This window comes from Rhodobacter sp. SGA-6-6 (genome assembly GCF_011043545.1).
Classification (GTDB): Bacteria; Pseudomonadota; Alphaproteobacteria; order Rhodobacterales; family Rhodobacteraceae; genus Pseudogemmobacter.
Genome location: NZ_JAAKGP010000001.1, coordinates 519158 through 532856 on the forward strand (window position 1 = coordinate 519158; position 13699 = coordinate 532856).

Consider the following 13699-nt stretch of genomic DNA (forward strand, 5'->3'; position numbering starts at 1 on the left):
CGGTCCGGGCCAGTCTGCGGCGGCAAGGGTTGCCAATCGGTTACCCGCTACCGGGCCTGAAGCAGGGCCTCGAGGACGGCGCGGGCGGCGGCGCTTTCTTCGGCCAGCGCAGCGCCGCGGGCGAGCGGCCCGGCGGCGGGCGCTTCGATGGGCTCCAGCAGGGCCGCGGCGGCGCGCCAGTTCTCCGGCCCCTCGGCCCCGACCAGCGGCCAGTCCTGGGTCCAGGTCAGCAGGCGCTGGCCCTCTTCGGCCGCCCCGGCCGCAATCAGGGTCTCGGCGGCGGCCTTCGCATCCCCCAGTTGCACCGCCGCCGCAGCCCGCAGGCGAGCGGCCTCGGGCCTGTCGTCTCCCTCCAGCAGGGCCAGGGCGGCGGGCGCGTCTCGCAAGGCGAGATGGGCCTCGGCCGCCAGCAGGCGCAGGTCCCGGTCGCCCTCGCCGACCGAACCAATCCAGCGCAGAGCGAGGTCGGGGAAGCCGAGGGCCAGCAGCCGTTCGGCGATCCGGCGGGCGGTGGCCGGGGCAAGCGGCGGGTGGCTTGCGGCCTGCCGGGCGGCCCGATCCAGGAACAGGTCGTCCGACGCGGCCTCCGCCGCCAGCGACCAGAGGTCGGCAAAGGTCTCGGGCGTGCGGTTCAGCAGCGCGAAGGCGGTGGCGTGGTCCGAGGTCATCGCGGCGGCCAGCACCCGGGCGCGCAGCAGCCGCGGCTCCAGCGCCGTGCCCTTGGCGTCCTGCAGGAAGGCGTCCAGCGCCAGCGGCACCTTCGGGTCCAGCACGCGGGCGCCGCGGAAGGCGGCCTCGACCAGCACCACCACCGCCTCGGGGCCGGAGGCGCCGCCTTCCGCCATCACCCCGGCGGCGATTTCCCCGGCTTCGGCCTGCTGTCCTTCGGCCAGGCGATAGCGGGCCTCCATCAGCGCCACCTCCGGCGAGTCGGCGGGAAGGCGCAGGATGGCGTCGCGGAGAATCCGCGCGGTCGGCTCGTCCCCGGCCTGAAGGAAGGCATCGACCAGCGGCGGGCCGAGATAGCGGCGCAGATGCGGCGGCAGGGCCGAGAAGCTGCGGGCGACGGCATCTGCATTGGTGCGCGGCAGCAGCGGCCGGTCCCGGCGCGCCAGCGTGGCCCAGAGCGCCGCCGCGGTATCGCAGCTTTCCTGGCCGTCGAAGGGGGAGTCCTCCACCGGCTCCTCGTCGACGATCCGGGACAGGGCGGAGAGCAGCGCAGCCTGATCGGCCTCCGCCCCGTCCAGCAGGGCGAGATATTGCCGCGCCTCGGCGCCGAAGCCGAGGTGGATGTGGAAGCGGGCGGCGCGCAGGATCGCCTCGGGGACGGGGGCGTCGAATTCTCCCAGCATTCCCGACCGCCCCAGCCCGATCTGCGCCGGGATCGGGCCGGGCAGGCCCCAGCCGGCGATATCCAGTTGCTTGTCCGAGATGCAGCTTTGCCCCGCGGCAGTCAGGCCGCCGGCAAGGTCGCGATCGGCCCCGGCCTTCAGGCCCGGCATCTCTCCGACCGAGACCCGAGACCATGGCCCGTCATCGACCCTGTTCGCACCAGCCTCGGGTGCCGGCCCACCCTCGGCGACCTCGACGACCCCCTCGGCCACGCCGCGGCCGATCTGCGCCAGCAGCGCATCGCGCAGCGGGTCCAGCGAGACCTCTCCGGTGGGCAGCGGAAGTGCCGGATCGGGAGGGGATTTGTCGCGGGCGATTGCAAGCCAGTCGTAGCCGGCAGCGGACTCCGCCGGCGGGGCTGCGGCAGGTTCCGCAGGTTCATCCAGCGCGGTCTCGAAACCCGATCCTTCCGGCGGCGGGCCGGAGCGGATGTCGATCACCACGATGCCGGGGCGGAACTCGAAGGCCAGCGCATGGCAGGCGCAGGCCAGCGCGAAGCGCAGCCGCCCGCTCTCCGGGTCGCGCCAGAGCGCGGTGATGCGGTCGCGCGGGATCTTCTCGAAGGCCGCGGTCACGTCATAGCCGGTGACTTCGGGGCCGAGCGCCAGTTCGTAGCCATCGGCGGAGCGGCCGAAGCGCCAGTCGCCGCTGCCCTTCGCCTCCACCACCAGACGGGTGAAATCCGCGTGTTCTCCGCCGGTCACCCGCGCGGTTTCGGCCCAGAGGGGGCCGGCGAGGACAAGGAAAAGCGCGACGAGCCGGGCCAGCATCAGGCGGCCTCCTGCTTCAGCGCCCGCATCGCCTCTTCCAGATCGCCGAAGCCGGGGCGCAAGTGGTGCGGGGTGTTCTGGCGGCCGACTTCGATGCAGATGTTGGCCGGATGGCGGTGCAGGTTGGCGACCAGAACCTCGCGGATCAGCTGGTAGAAATGGGCGTCGTCCTCCACCACCTGCTTCACCCGCGCCGCGAAAGGCCCCATCAGCCCATAGGCCAGGAACACGCCGAGGAAGGTCCCCACCAGGGCCGAGCCGATCATGCCGCCCAGCACCTCGGGCGGCTGGTCGATGGAGCCCATGGTCTTGATCACCCCCAGCACGGCGGCAACGATGCCGAGCGCGGGCAGCCCGTCGGCCATGGATTGCAGCGCGTGGCTGGAATGCATGGCGTGGTGCAGCTGCGCCTCCATCCGCTTGTCCAGCACCTCCTCGACCTGATGCGGGTCATCGTAGTTCATCGAGGCGGCGCGCAGGGTGTCGCAGATCAGGTCCACCGCGTCATGGTCGTGCTGGATCTTCGGGTAGCGGCCGAAGATGGCCGACTCATGCGGGTTCTCGACATGCTCCTCCAGCCCCACGGGGTTGGATTTCGCCAGCCGGACCAGCTCGAACAGCAGGCAGAGCAGGTCCTTGTAGTCCATCGGCTTCCATTTCGCGCCCTTGAAGACCTTGCCGATGTCCTTGAGCGTATGCTTGACCGAGGCGAGGTCGTTCGAGATCAGGAAGGCGCCGACCGCGGCGCCGCCGATCATCATCATCTCGAACGGCAGGGCGTGCAGGATCGGCTCCAGATGGCCGCCGTGGATGACGAAGCCGCCGAAGACCATCAGGATGATGACGATGATACCGATTATGCCGAACATCCGCTGCCCCCGCCTGTGCCCGGGCAGTCTGGCCGCCCGGGGTTAAGAAGTTCCGAAAGTCAGTCCTTCGGGGCCATGGCATTGCGCCCGGCCAGGATGGCGCTGACGGCATAGGCCCTTTCCGGCTGCATCCCGGCCAGCACCGCCGCCGCCGCATCGGCCCGCATCCGGCCTAGGAAGCCGGCGGCGAAGTCGGGCTCCATCGCGTCGAACAGGCGGGCGGCATCCTTGGGCTTCATCGTCTCGTAGACGGCGACCAGCCGGGTGATGTCCTCCTCCGCCGCGCCATCGGCCAGCGCGAGGGTCTTGCGCAGTTCCTCCTCCGCGGCCTGGAGTTCCGTAAGCCGCCGGGTGATCGCCTCGTCCGCCAGCGCCAGTGCGGCCTCGCGGTCGGAAATCGCCGCCTCCTGCGCGGCAAGGCGGCCCTCGCGGTCCGACAGCGCGGCGGCAAGGGCGGCCGGGGGAGCCGGGCATTCGGCGGGGGCTTCGGCCGGACCATCCGCCTCGGCCTTGCTGTTTTCGGCCAGGGCGGTCCCGAGGCTGCCGCCGATCCGCAGCGCGCCGGAGACGGCGAACATCAGCGCCAGGACGACGAGGGCCCCGCGGCCCGCACGGCGCTTCATTCCCCGTCCTCCCGCTCGCGCCCGGCCCTGCGGCGGGCGAAGCGCAGGCGGCGGCCGTCCTCCCCGGCCTCCGGTTCTGCCGCCTTCGGCTCCGGCAGGTCGTGCAGCGAGGCCATCAGCAGCTCCAGCCGCCGGGCCAGGGCATCGGCCCGCGCGGTCAGGTCCTCCAGGTTGCGCTCGGCCGAGCCGGCGACGCCGCGGGCCTTGTCCAGCGCCCGGGTCATGTCGTCCACCTGCGCCGACAGCACGGCGATGGCGCCGCCCATGCCGGTTTCCAGCGTGGTGAACCGGCGCAGCCTTGCGGCGAGGACGAGGCAATAGACCGCGGCCCCCAGAGTGGCGGCGGTCATCAGCATGTCGGCGATCAGATCCATGTCCGCCCCCTCAGTTCAGCACGAATTCGGTGACCAGCAGGTCGCGCACCCGGCCCTCTCCGGTGACGATCTGCACCCGGCGCAGCATCTGCGCCCGAAGCCGCGCCATGGCGGCGGGGTCTTCCAGCTCGGCCACCGCCACCGCGCGCAGGTAGCTGTTCAGCACGTCGAGGATGCGCGGCATCAAGAGCGTGACCTCATCGGCATAGGATTTCGCCACCTCCAGCTGGGCGGTGAACTTCAGGTGGCGGCTGAAGGAACCGGGGCCGAGCGAGATCACCACCGGCTCGACGGGCACGAAGGCGATGTCGGGCAGCGGGCCGGGCTTCTCCTCCTCCGCCTCGGCATGGTCCGGCGCCGCGGGGGCGAGGATCAGCCCCGCCCAGGCGGCATAGAAGCCGCCGCCGCCCAGGACCAGCGCCAGAACCAGCCCCAGGACCAGCGGCTTCTTCGACTTCTTCTTCGGTTCCGCATCCTGCGGCGCGTCGGCCTCTGCCACGGCGGTCTCCCTGAAATGACGGGATGAAAATAGATCGAAGGTCACTAACCGATTGTTAAGGCGCGTCCTTCAAAGCTGGCCGCAAGGGAGAAGCCCTGTCGGAGCGCAAGCGTCGTGCAGAACCTGTTGTCCACCTGGTCCGCGCTGGAGATGCGCCGGAAGATCATCGTCCTCGGGGCGACGCTGGCGATGTTCCTGGCGATCCTGGGGCTGGCGCGGATGGCTGGCACCGCGCGGATGGATCTCCTGTATGCCGGGCTGGAACCCGGAACCGCCGGCGAGATCGTCGCGGCGCTGGAGCAGCGGGGCGTCGCGCATGAGGTGCGGGGCGATTCGATCTGGGTCGATTCCGCGCAGCGCGACGGCCTGCGGATGGCGCTGGCCGCCGAAGGACTGCCGGCCGCGGGCGGCGCGGGCTATGAACTCCTCGATTCGCTCTCGGGCTTCGGCACCACCAGCCAGATGTTCGACGCCGCCTACTGGCGCGCGAAGGAGGGGGAACTGGCGCGGACCATCCTTGCCGTGCCGGAGGTGAAGGCCGCCCGCGTGCATATCTCGCAGGCGCCCGACAGCCCGTTCCGCCGCGACGAGAAGCCCACGGCCAGCGTGACCGTCACCACCTCGGGCGGCAGCCTGTCCGAGGCGCAGGCCGATGCGCTGCGGCATCTGGTGGCCTCGGCGGTGGCCGGGATGCGGCCGGGCGACGTGCAGGTGATCGACGCCGTGGGCGGGCTGATCGCCGGGCCGGAGGCGGGCGCGGGGGCGCAGGACCGGGCCGAGGAGATCCGCCGCAACGTCCAGCGCCTGCTGGAGGCGCGGGTCGGCGCCGGCAAGGCGGTGGTCGAGGTCTCGCTGGAGTTGATCACCGACAGCGAACAGATCACCGAGCGGAAGTTCGACCCGCAGGGGCGGGTGCCGATCTCGTCCGAAACCTCGGAGCGCAGCGAAAGCGCGACCCAGCCGGGCGGCGATGTCACCGTGGCCTCCAACCTGCCGGAGGGCGATGCCGGGCCGGGCGGCGATGGCAAGTCGCAGTCCAGCGAGACCACCGAGCGGGTGAATTACGAAGTGTCTGAGACGCAGCGGGAACTGCTGCGGGGCCCGGGCGGCATCCGGCGGATGACGGTGGCGGTGCTGGTGGACGGCCAGACCGTGACCGGGCAGGACGGCGCCTCGGGCTGGCAGCCGCGCAGCGAGGAGGAACTGGCGGTGCTGCGGGAACTGGTCGCCTCGGCCGTCGGGCTGGACGAGGCGCGGGGCGATGTGCTGGTGCTGAAATCTCTGGAATTCCAGAGCGTTGCCGCCCTAGGCACCGAGGCGCAGTCCAGCCTCTTGCCCGCCTTCGGCCCGGTCAATCCGATGGCGGTGATCCAGATCGCGGCGCTGGCGCTGGTGGCGCTGATCCTCGGCCTCTTCGTGATCCGGCCGGTGCTGAAATCCGGCCGCGCCGCCGCCCTGCCGCCGCCGGGCGAGATGCTGGCGCTGCCCGGCGCGGGCCAGGGCGCGCTGACCGGCGAGATCGACGACGGCTTCCAGCTGCCCGACCTGCCGGCGGTGGATTTCGGCGGGCTGGACGGGCAGCCGCCGGAAGATCCCGCCACCCGCCTGCGCCGGCTGATCGAGGAGCGCCAGGCCGAGTCGCTGGAAATCCTGCGCGGCTGGCTGGAGCCGGAAGAGGAGCGCGCCTGATGGCCATGCCGAAGCTGGAAGTCTTCGACACCGATCCGTCCCCGACCCCCGCCTCGGGCATGGTGGTGACGCAGATCGGCGCCATAGAGGAGGCGAAGCTGGCCGCCTACGAACAGGGCTACAAGGCCGGCTGGGACGATGCCGCCGCCGCGCAGTCGGAAGACCAGGGCCGCATCCGCGCCGATCTGGCGCGCAACCTCCAGCAGCTGTCCTTCACCTGGCAGGAGGCGCGGGCGCATATCCTGAAGGCGGTGGAGCCGCTCCTGGAAGAGATGGTCACCCGCCTGCTGCCCGAAACAGCGCGCGAGACGCTGGCGCCGATGGTGCTGGAGCAGGTGATGCCGATGGCCGAGGACCTGACCGACCAGCCGGTGGCGCTGGTGCTGAACCCGGCGGTGCGCCCGGCGGTCGAGGCGCTGATCGAGCAGGCCACCGGCCTGCCGATGGCGATCGAGGAAGAGCCCACCCTGCCCGAGGGCCAGGTCTACATCCGGCTCGGCGGGGCCGAGGCGCAGGTGGACCTCAGCCGCGTCACCGCCGACATCACCGCCGCCGTGCGCGGCTTCTTCAGCCTTTCCGGGGAGAGCGGAACCGATGGATGACCCTGCCGAGACGAACCCCTTCAGCCAGGTCCCGATCGAGATCACCATCTCGGTCGGCAAGGCCCGGCCCTTGGTGAAGGACCTGCTGCGCCTGTCGCGCGACGCGGTGCTGCCCTTGGACCGCCGGGTGGACGATCCGGTGGAGCTTTACGTCGGCGACCGTCTGATCGCCCGCGGCGAACTGACCGAGCTGGAGGGCGACATGGCCGGCCAGCTGGGCGTGCGGCTGACCGAGGTCGCCAACCTGCGGGGCGGATTGTGACCCGGCCGAAGGTGCTTCTGGCCGGCCTTGTCCCGCTTCTGGTCCTTCTGGCCGGCCCGGCGCTGGCGCAGCAGGTGACGCTGGACATGGGCGACGGAGGGTCGCTCGCCACCCGCTCGGTGCAGCTTCTGGTGCTGGTCACCGTGCTCAGCATCGTGCCGGGGCTGGCGGTGATGGTGACCTGCTTTCCCTTCATCGTCACCGTGCTGTCGATCCTGCGGCAGGGCCTCGGCCTGCAACAGGCGCCGCCCAACATGCTGATCGTCAGCCTGGCGATGTTCCTGACCTGGTTCGTGATGGAGCCGGTGCTGACCCAGGCCTGGCAACAGGGGGTGGAGCCCTTCACGCAGGAAGAGATCGACCTGACCACCGCCTTCGCCCGCACGTCCGAGCCGTTCCGCGGCTTCATGGCCAACCGGATCGACCCCGAGACCTTCGACACGTTGGACGCGCTGCGCCCACGCGAGGAGACGGGGGTGGAAGAGGCGCCGCTGTCGCTGCTGGTGCCTTCCTTCCTGCTGTCCGAGCTGAAACGGGCCTTCGAGATCGGCTTCCTGATCTTCCTGCCCTTCCTGATCATCGACCTGGTGGTCTCGGCCATCCTGATGTCGATGGGGATGATGATGGTGCCGCCCGCGGTGGTCTCGCTGCCGTTCAAGCTGGCCTTCTTCGTGGTCGCCGACGGCTGGAGCCTGATCGCCGGCGCTCTGGTGCGAAGTTACATGTGAGTCTTGCACCCGGCCGCCCGCCGGGGCAGCGTGGGGCAAAGCAGGAGGAGGCGTCCATGCCGTTCAACCAGCCGCTCGGCGGCAACGAGATGCCGCGCTTCGGCGGGCCGGTCACCTTCATGCGGCTGCCTTCGGCTGCGTCCGCCGAGGGGCTGGACGTGGCCTTCACCGGCATCCCGATGGACATCGGCACCTCGAACCGGCCCGGCACTCGCCTCGGGCCGCGGCAGATCCGCGACGAAAGCCGGATGCTGCGGCCCTACAACATGGCGACGGGGGCCGCGCCCTTCGACCATCTGCAATGCGCCGACATCGGCGACGTGGCTATCAACACCTTCGACCTGAAGAAATCGGTCGACATCATCACCGCGGCCTATGACGGCATCCTCTCGCACGGGGCGATCCCGCTGACCATGGGCGGCGATCATACCCTGACCTGGCCGATCCTGCGCGCGATCAGGAAGAAGCACGGGCCGGTGGCTCTGATCCATGTCGATGCCCATGCCGACATCAACGACACCATGTTCGGCGAGAAGGTCGCCCACGGCTGCCCCTTCCGCCGCGCCTGGGAGGACGGCTGCCTGCTGAACGACAAGGTGTTCCAGATCGGGTTGCGCGGCACCGGCTACGGCCCCGACGATTTCGACTGGGGCCGCAACAACGGCTGGACGGTGGTGCAGGCCGAGGAGTGCTGGCACAGGTCGCTGGCGCCGCTGATGGCCGACATCCGCGCGAAGATCGGCGACGCCCCGGTCTACCTCAGCTACGACATCGACAGCCTCGACCCCGCCTTCGCCCCCGGCACCGGCACGGTGGAGCCGGGCGGTCTGACGATCTGGCAGGGGCTGGAGATCGTGCGCGGCTGCGCCGGGCTGAACCTGATCGGCGGCGATCTGGTCGAGGTCTCGCCGCCCTACGATCCCTCGGGCAACACCGCGCTGATCGGGGCGAACCTGCTCTACGAGATGCTCTGCGTCCTGCCCGGCGTGCCGCAGCGCAAGCGGGGATAGGAGCGGTGCGCCCCGCCACAGCCGTTTTGCCGGACGGACTTCCTGCCCTTCCGCCTTCATCTTGGTGAAAATACTCTGCGGGGGGTCCGGGGGGTGCAAAACCCCCCGGCCGCCGGGCCGAGGCCCTCACGATTCCGCAAGACACCCCGGAGACCTCAGCGTTCCCGGAACGCCTCCTGGCTCTTGTAGAGCGGCTTGGTCAGGTAGGTCAGGATGGTCTTGCCGCCGGTCTGCAACTCCACCTCGGCCTGCATCCCCGGGCGGATTTCCATCTTCTTCTGCCGCTCGGTCAGCCGGGACAGGTCCACCCGCAGCGTCACGATGTAATGCGGGTCGCCGTCCGCCGCGCGCGAGCGTTCGTCGATGAAAGTGTCGGCCGAGACGAAGGTGACCTCGCCCTTCAGGCTGCCCCAGATGGTGTAGTCGTAGGCCGACAGCTTCACCACCGCCTCCTGGCCCTGCCGGACGGCGGCGATGTCGCGCGGCTTCACCTTGGCATCGACGTAAAGCTGTTCGTCCAGCGGGATGATCTGCAGGATCTCTTCCCCCGGCCGCACCACGCCGCCGATGGTGGAGATGGCGATCTCGTTCACCACCCCGCGCATCGGCGCGGTCAGCACGGTGCGGGCCAGCTGGTCCTGCGCCAGCTTCAGGTTCTGCTTCAGCGAGGTCAGCTCCTTCAGCGTGTCGGCATAATCGCCCGCCCGTTCCAGCTCGGTCTGGGTGATGGTGCCCGACAGCCGGTTCTCGGCATCGCTGTGCGCCTTGCGGGCGCGGGTCACCTCGATCAGCGGCGCCACGTCCTGGGCATACATCCGCTCCAGGATGTCCATCTCCTTCGCGGCCTGGTCCAGCACCGCCTGCGCCCCGGCCTTGCGGGCGCTGAAATCCTCGGCCCGCGCCTTCAGCAGCGTCGCCTCGGAGGCGACGATGTCCGGCACCCGCCCGGCCAGATCGCGCGGCACCATGAAGCGGGATTCGCCGCGCATCTCGGCCTCGATCCGCAGCTTGCGGATTTCCAGCGCGGCGATCTGGTCGCTGAAATCGTCCACCGCGGTCTGGTATTGCGTGCCCTGCAACCGGCCCAGAACCTGCCCCGGCTCCACCGTATCGCCCTCGGCCACCAGAAGTTCGGCCAGGATGCCGCCTTCGAGGTTCTGGATGATCTGCGGGCGGGAGGAGGACACCACGGTGCCCTGCGCCCGGACGATCTCGTCCACCCAGGCGAAGGCGGCCCAGGTCAGGAAGACCAGGAAGACCGCGCCGATGGCCCAGATCACAGCAGAAGGGCGGCCGCGGCGCTCGAACTCGTCGTCCCAGGTGGTCATTTCGGCCCCCCGACGGCGGCCTGCGCCTTGGCCAGATGGGCCAGCACGGCCTCCTTCGGCCCGTCCACGGCAAGCCGGCCGTTCTGCATGATCAGCGTCCGCGTGGTCAGCATCAGGATCGGCACCCGGTGGGTGGCGATCACCGCGGTGCGGCCTTCCAGCCAGGTCTGCAACCGGCTGACCAGCGTGGTTTCCAGCGTCTGGTCCAGCGCCGCGGTGGGTTCGTCCAGCAGCACCACCCTCGGGTCCTGCAACCACATCCGCGCCCAGCCGATCGACTGGCGCTGGCCGACCGAAAGCCCCTCGCCCAGTTCGCGGATTTCAAGGTCCAGCCCGCGCGGATGGTTGCGCACGAAGGGGCCGAGCCCGGCGAAGTCCAGCGCCTCCAAGAGGCGGTCGTCGTCGCGTTCCAGCTGGGTCATGTTCAGGTTGTCGCGGATGGTGCCGGCGATCAGCCGCACCTCCTGGCCCAGATAGCCGATGCCGCGGCGCAGGTCGCGCGGATGCACCTGGCCGAGGTCCACCCCGTCCAGCAGGACGCGGCCCTTGGTCGGTTCGTAGAGGCCCGCCAGCAGCCGCAACAGCGTGGACTTGCCCGAGCCGTTGGTGCCGAGAACGGCGACATGCTGGCCGGCGGGGATGGCGATGCCGGCGATCTCGACCGAGGGCGCGGCCTGCGGGTCGTAGCGGAATTCCACCCCCCGCAGCTCGAAGGCCCCCGCCACCCGGTCGCGGCGCAGGTATCTGCGGCCCTGCTCCTCGGCCTGCCGGGCCTCGGCCACCGCTTCCAGCGCGGTCAGCGCGGTCTTGACCTGGCTCCACCGCGCCAGCATCGAGGCGATCTGCGCCAAGGGGCCGAGGGTGCGCCCGGTCAGGATGCCGATGGCGATGATCGTCCCAACGGTGAACTGGCCGACGAAGACCATGTAGGTGCCCGCCACCACCGCCGAGACATAGGTGGCCTGCTGCACCCCCTGCGCCCAGGTCGACAGCATCGTGGTCAGGTGCCGCTGCTCGCTGCTTTTCACCGCGGAAAGCGTCACCAACTCGGCCCAGATGCGCCTGACCCGGTCCTCGCCCCGCTGGGTGGTGACGGTCTCGTGCTCGAAGACGCTTTCGTAAAGCAGCTTGGCGGCCTTGGTGGAGGCCCCCTGGGTGGAGGCGGTGATCGCCATCATCCGCTTCTGCATCAGGAAGCCGGGGGCGACCATCAGGATGCCGCCGAGGACCAGCACCCAGACCAGATTGCCGCCGATGGAGGCGACCAGCAGCAGGAAGACGATCAGGAAGGGCAGGTCGGCCAAGGTGCCGATGGTGGAGGAGGTGAAGAACTCCCGCACCGAGCCGAAATCGCGCATGGCGGCGAAGATTTCCGACGGCTTGCGCTCGCCCGGGCCCATCTTCATGCCCAGAAGCCGGTTCATCAGCCGCTGCTGCACCGCCAGCTCGATCCGCTTGCCGGTGTTGTCCAGCAGCGTGGCGCGGGCGATCTTCAGCACCGCCTCGAACAGCACCGCCAGCAGGACGCCGAGCGCCAGCACCCAGAGCGTGGGTTCCGACTGGTAGGGGATCACCCGGTCGTAGATCTGCAGGGAGAAGAGCGCGATCCCGACCGCGAGGATATTGGCGAACAGCGATCCGGCGGCGGCCTCGGCATATTGGCGGCGGTAGTGACGGAACTCGCCCCAGAACCAGTGCGGGGCGGGGGCCTGCTCGACATGCCGCGCCTCGATCCCGGCCATGGCGACGCGGGCCTGAAGGATGCGCCCGGCATAGACCTGAAGGAACTGCTCCACCGTCACTTCGGCCCGCATGTCCGGCGCGGTGGGGTCGTAGATCTCAGGCCCCTCCTCGCCGGGGCAAAGGACCAGCACCACCTGGCCGTTCGACATCTCGACCAGCGCGGGCCAGCAGCCTTCGGGCGGGATTTCGGCCGTCAGGATGCGGGTGGTCATCCCGCCGGCCTTCAGCGCGGCGGCGATCTCGTCCAGCCCCAGCCGCCCGCGCGCGGCGCCCGAGGCCAGCCGGATCTGCTCCAGCAGGTCGGCGGCGGAAAGGTCTGCCCCCAGCAGCCCGGCATAGACCGAGGCCAGCTGCGCCCGGTTCGCCGCCCGGCCATCGTCCCGGGACGGCGCGGGACGCGGGGCGGGCGCAGGGCGCGGCGAAGCGACCGGCGCTCGGGGGGAGTTCATGTCGAAGGCGACGACCCGGTCATCCATCACATCGCCGCCCCGTCCACCAGCACGCCGCGTTCGCGGGCGATGTCCAGCCGCGCCACCGCGATCCGGTATTTCAGCGTGGCCTGGTCGCGCCGCATGGCAACGAGCGACTCGAACTGGGTGACCAGCTCGATCAGCGTGCGGCCGCCGGCCTTGTATTGTTCGGTGAAGAGGTTGAGGTTCAGCTCCATCTGCCCCAGCACCCGGGCCTGCTGCGCCTCCTCTGCGGTCAGGCTGGCGATCTCGCGCTCCAGCGCGACGATGCGGCGCCGCGCCGTCTCCTCGGCCTCGCCGATGCGGCGGAAGGCGGCGGTCTCGGCCTCTTCCAGCGCCCGCAGGTTGTCCTTGCGGCCGAAGCCCAGGCCCTCGCCGTCCAGCAGCAGCCCGCCGTCCAGATCGCCCGTCTTGTCGATGCTGGCCTGCGCGCCGAAGCCCGGCATCAGCCCGGCGCGGACCATGGCGATCTCGGCCTTGCTGCGCGAAGCCTCGCCGCGGGCCAGCAGCACGTTCAGCGGCTCCGGCGTGCCGGTGTCGGGCGGCAGGACGCCAAGACCCTTCAGCCCCTCAAGCCCGCCCTGCGACATCGCCGCAAGCCCGGCCCAGGCGGTCTTGGCCGCCTCGCGTTCCTGCGTCAGCGTCGCCTCCATTTCGGCGACCTTCTGCGCGATGATGCGGTATTCGGAACGGTCGGACAGCCCGCCCTCGACCCGGATGTTCATGATCCGGTCGAAGTCGCGCATCCGCACCAGCGCGGTCTCGGTGATGCCTGCCAGCTCCGCCGCCCTTTGCGCCTCGATGTAAAGTTTCAGGCCGTCCTGCACCCGCTGGTTCAGCTCCACCGCCAGATGCACCGCGGCCACTTCCACATCCGCCGCGGAATAGGCGCGTTCGGCCTTGCGGCGGCCGTTGTCCAGGATCGCCTGGTCCAGCAGCAGACTGGCGGCCAGAGACCCCAGCGAGTTCAGGCTGACGTTCGGCCCGAGCGAGGGCAGCCAGTTCTTCGACTTCGCCTTGGCGGTCAGCCGGGCCACCCGCAGCTCGGCCTCCGCCGCGCCGGAGCCGGCGGCCAGGACCGAGGCGGCGACCTTGGCGTAAGAGCTGCCCGCGGGCAGCACCGACCGGCGCGCGGCAAGCGCGCCGATCAGGTCCGATTGCACCGCGCCCCTGCGGTCCAGCACCGGCGCGACCAGCCCCGGATCGGCGGCCGAGCGCGCGGCGGGCTCGCCGCCCAGGCACCCGGCCAGACAGGCGGCCGACAGCAGCACCAGGGCGGGGGGAAAGGCCCCCGCACCCGGCCTGCGCTTGCTTGTGACGGGCATGACCCGATCCCCGGT

The 13699-nt window shown here is 70.5% G+C and carries 13 protein-coding genes; 5 read left to right on the plus strand and 8 right to left on the minus strand.

The window, feature by feature from the left end:
- Nucleotides 1–47: 47 nt before the first annotated feature.
- The 5 genes from G5B31_RS02505 to fliL are packed head-to-tail and all read right to left on the minus strand — an operon-like array spanning nucleotide 48 to nucleotide 4527.
- Nucleotides 48–2162 carry a hypothetical protein gene (locus tag G5B31_RS02505; RefSeq protein ID WP_165013430.1) on the minus strand — a complete coding sequence of 705 codons (2115 nt, stop codon included), beginning with the start codon at nucleotides 2160–2162 and terminating at the stop codon, nucleotides 48–50.
- Nucleotides 2162–3031 (minus strand): flagellar motor stator protein MotA, encoded by an 870-nt coding sequence (motA, locus tag G5B31_RS02510; RefSeq protein ID WP_165013432.1) that lies wholly within the window; start codon nucleotides 3029–3031, stop codon nucleotides 2162–2164. The genes G5B31_RS02505 and motA overlap by 1 nt, the downstream gene beginning before the upstream one ends.
- A gap of 59 nt (nucleotides 3032–3090) precedes the next feature.
- On the minus strand, nucleotides 3091–3654 hold the full coding sequence (locus G5B31_RS02515; protein ID WP_165013434.1) for a MotE family protein: 564 nt from the start codon (nucleotides 3652–3654) through the stop codon (nucleotides 3091–3093).
- Nucleotides 3651–4028, minus strand: a complete 378-nt coding sequence (locus tag G5B31_RS02520) for a DUF6468 domain-containing protein (protein WP_165013436.1) — start codon at nucleotides 4026–4028, stop codon at nucleotides 3651–3653. The genes G5B31_RS02515 and G5B31_RS02520 overlap by 4 nt, the downstream gene beginning before the upstream one ends.
- A 10-nt stretch (nucleotides 4029–4038) precedes the next feature.
- Complete coding sequence (fliL, locus tag G5B31_RS02525; protein WP_165013438.1) at nucleotides 4039–4527, minus strand: flagellar basal body-associated FliL family protein; 489 nt, start codon at nucleotides 4525–4527, stop codon at nucleotides 4039–4041.
- 114 nt (nucleotides 4528–4641) lie between these two features.
- Between fliL and fliF the strand changes: the two genes are divergently transcribed.
- Genes fliF through speB form a run of 5 tightly spaced genes read left to right on the plus strand, consistent with a single transcriptional unit; the run spans nucleotide 4642 to nucleotide 8818 of the window.
- Nucleotides 4642–6216, plus strand: a complete 1575-nt coding sequence (gene fliF / locus G5B31_RS02530) for a flagellar basal-body MS-ring/collar protein FliF (RefSeq protein WP_165013440.1) — start codon at nucleotides 4642–4644, stop codon at nucleotides 6214–6216.
- On the plus strand, nucleotides 6216–6818 hold the full coding sequence (locus G5B31_RS02535; RefSeq protein ID WP_165013442.1) for a flagellar biosynthesis protein: 603 nt from the start codon (nucleotides 6216–6218) through the stop codon (nucleotides 6816–6818). Before fliF ends, G5B31_RS02535 begins: the two co-directional genes overlap by 1 nt.
- A complete protein-coding gene (locus G5B31_RS02540; protein ID WP_165013444.1) occupies nucleotides 6811–7080 on the plus strand; it encodes a FliM/FliN family flagellar motor switch protein in 270 nt (89 codons plus the stop codon). Before G5B31_RS02535 ends, G5B31_RS02540 begins: the two co-directional genes overlap by 8 nt.
- Nucleotides 7077–7808, plus strand: coding sequence for a flagellar type III secretion system pore protein FliP (gene fliP, locus G5B31_RS02545; RefSeq protein ID WP_165013446.1), 732 nt, complete (start codon nucleotides 7077–7079; stop codon nucleotides 7806–7808). Before G5B31_RS02540 ends, fliP begins: the two co-directional genes overlap by 4 nt.
- 56 nt (nucleotides 7809–7864) lie before the next feature.
- Nucleotides 7865–8818 carry an agmatinase gene (gene speB / locus G5B31_RS02550; RefSeq protein ID WP_165013448.1) on the plus strand — a complete coding sequence of 318 codons (954 nt, stop codon included), beginning with the start codon at nucleotides 7865–7867 and terminating at the stop codon, nucleotides 8816–8818.
- Nucleotides 8819–8973: 155 nt separating this feature from the next.
- Here the strand turns inward: speB and G5B31_RS02555 are convergent, their stop codons facing one another.
- The 3 genes from G5B31_RS02555 to G5B31_RS02565 are packed head-to-tail and all read right to left on the minus strand — an operon-like array spanning nucleotide 8974 to nucleotide 13684.
- The gene (locus G5B31_RS02555; protein ID WP_165013450.1) at nucleotides 8974–10146 is read right to left on the minus strand and encodes an HlyD family efflux transporter periplasmic adaptor subunit; all 1173 of its coding nucleotides are present in this window, start codon (nucleotides 10144–10146) and stop codon (nucleotides 8974–8976) included.
- Nucleotides 10143–12365, minus strand: coding sequence for an ATP-binding cassette domain-containing protein (locus tag G5B31_RS02560; RefSeq protein ID WP_165013452.1), 2223 nt, complete (start codon nucleotides 12363–12365; stop codon nucleotides 10143–10145). The genes G5B31_RS02555 and G5B31_RS02560 overlap by 4 nt, the downstream gene beginning before the upstream one ends.
- Nucleotides 12365–13684: a TolC family protein gene (locus tag G5B31_RS02565; RefSeq protein WP_165013454.1), complete on the minus strand. Its 1320-nt coding sequence runs from the start codon at nucleotides 13682–13684 to the stop codon at nucleotides 12365–12367. The genes G5B31_RS02560 and G5B31_RS02565 overlap by 1 nt, the downstream gene beginning before the upstream one ends.
- Between the last annotated feature and the right edge of the window lie 15 nt (nucleotides 13685–13699).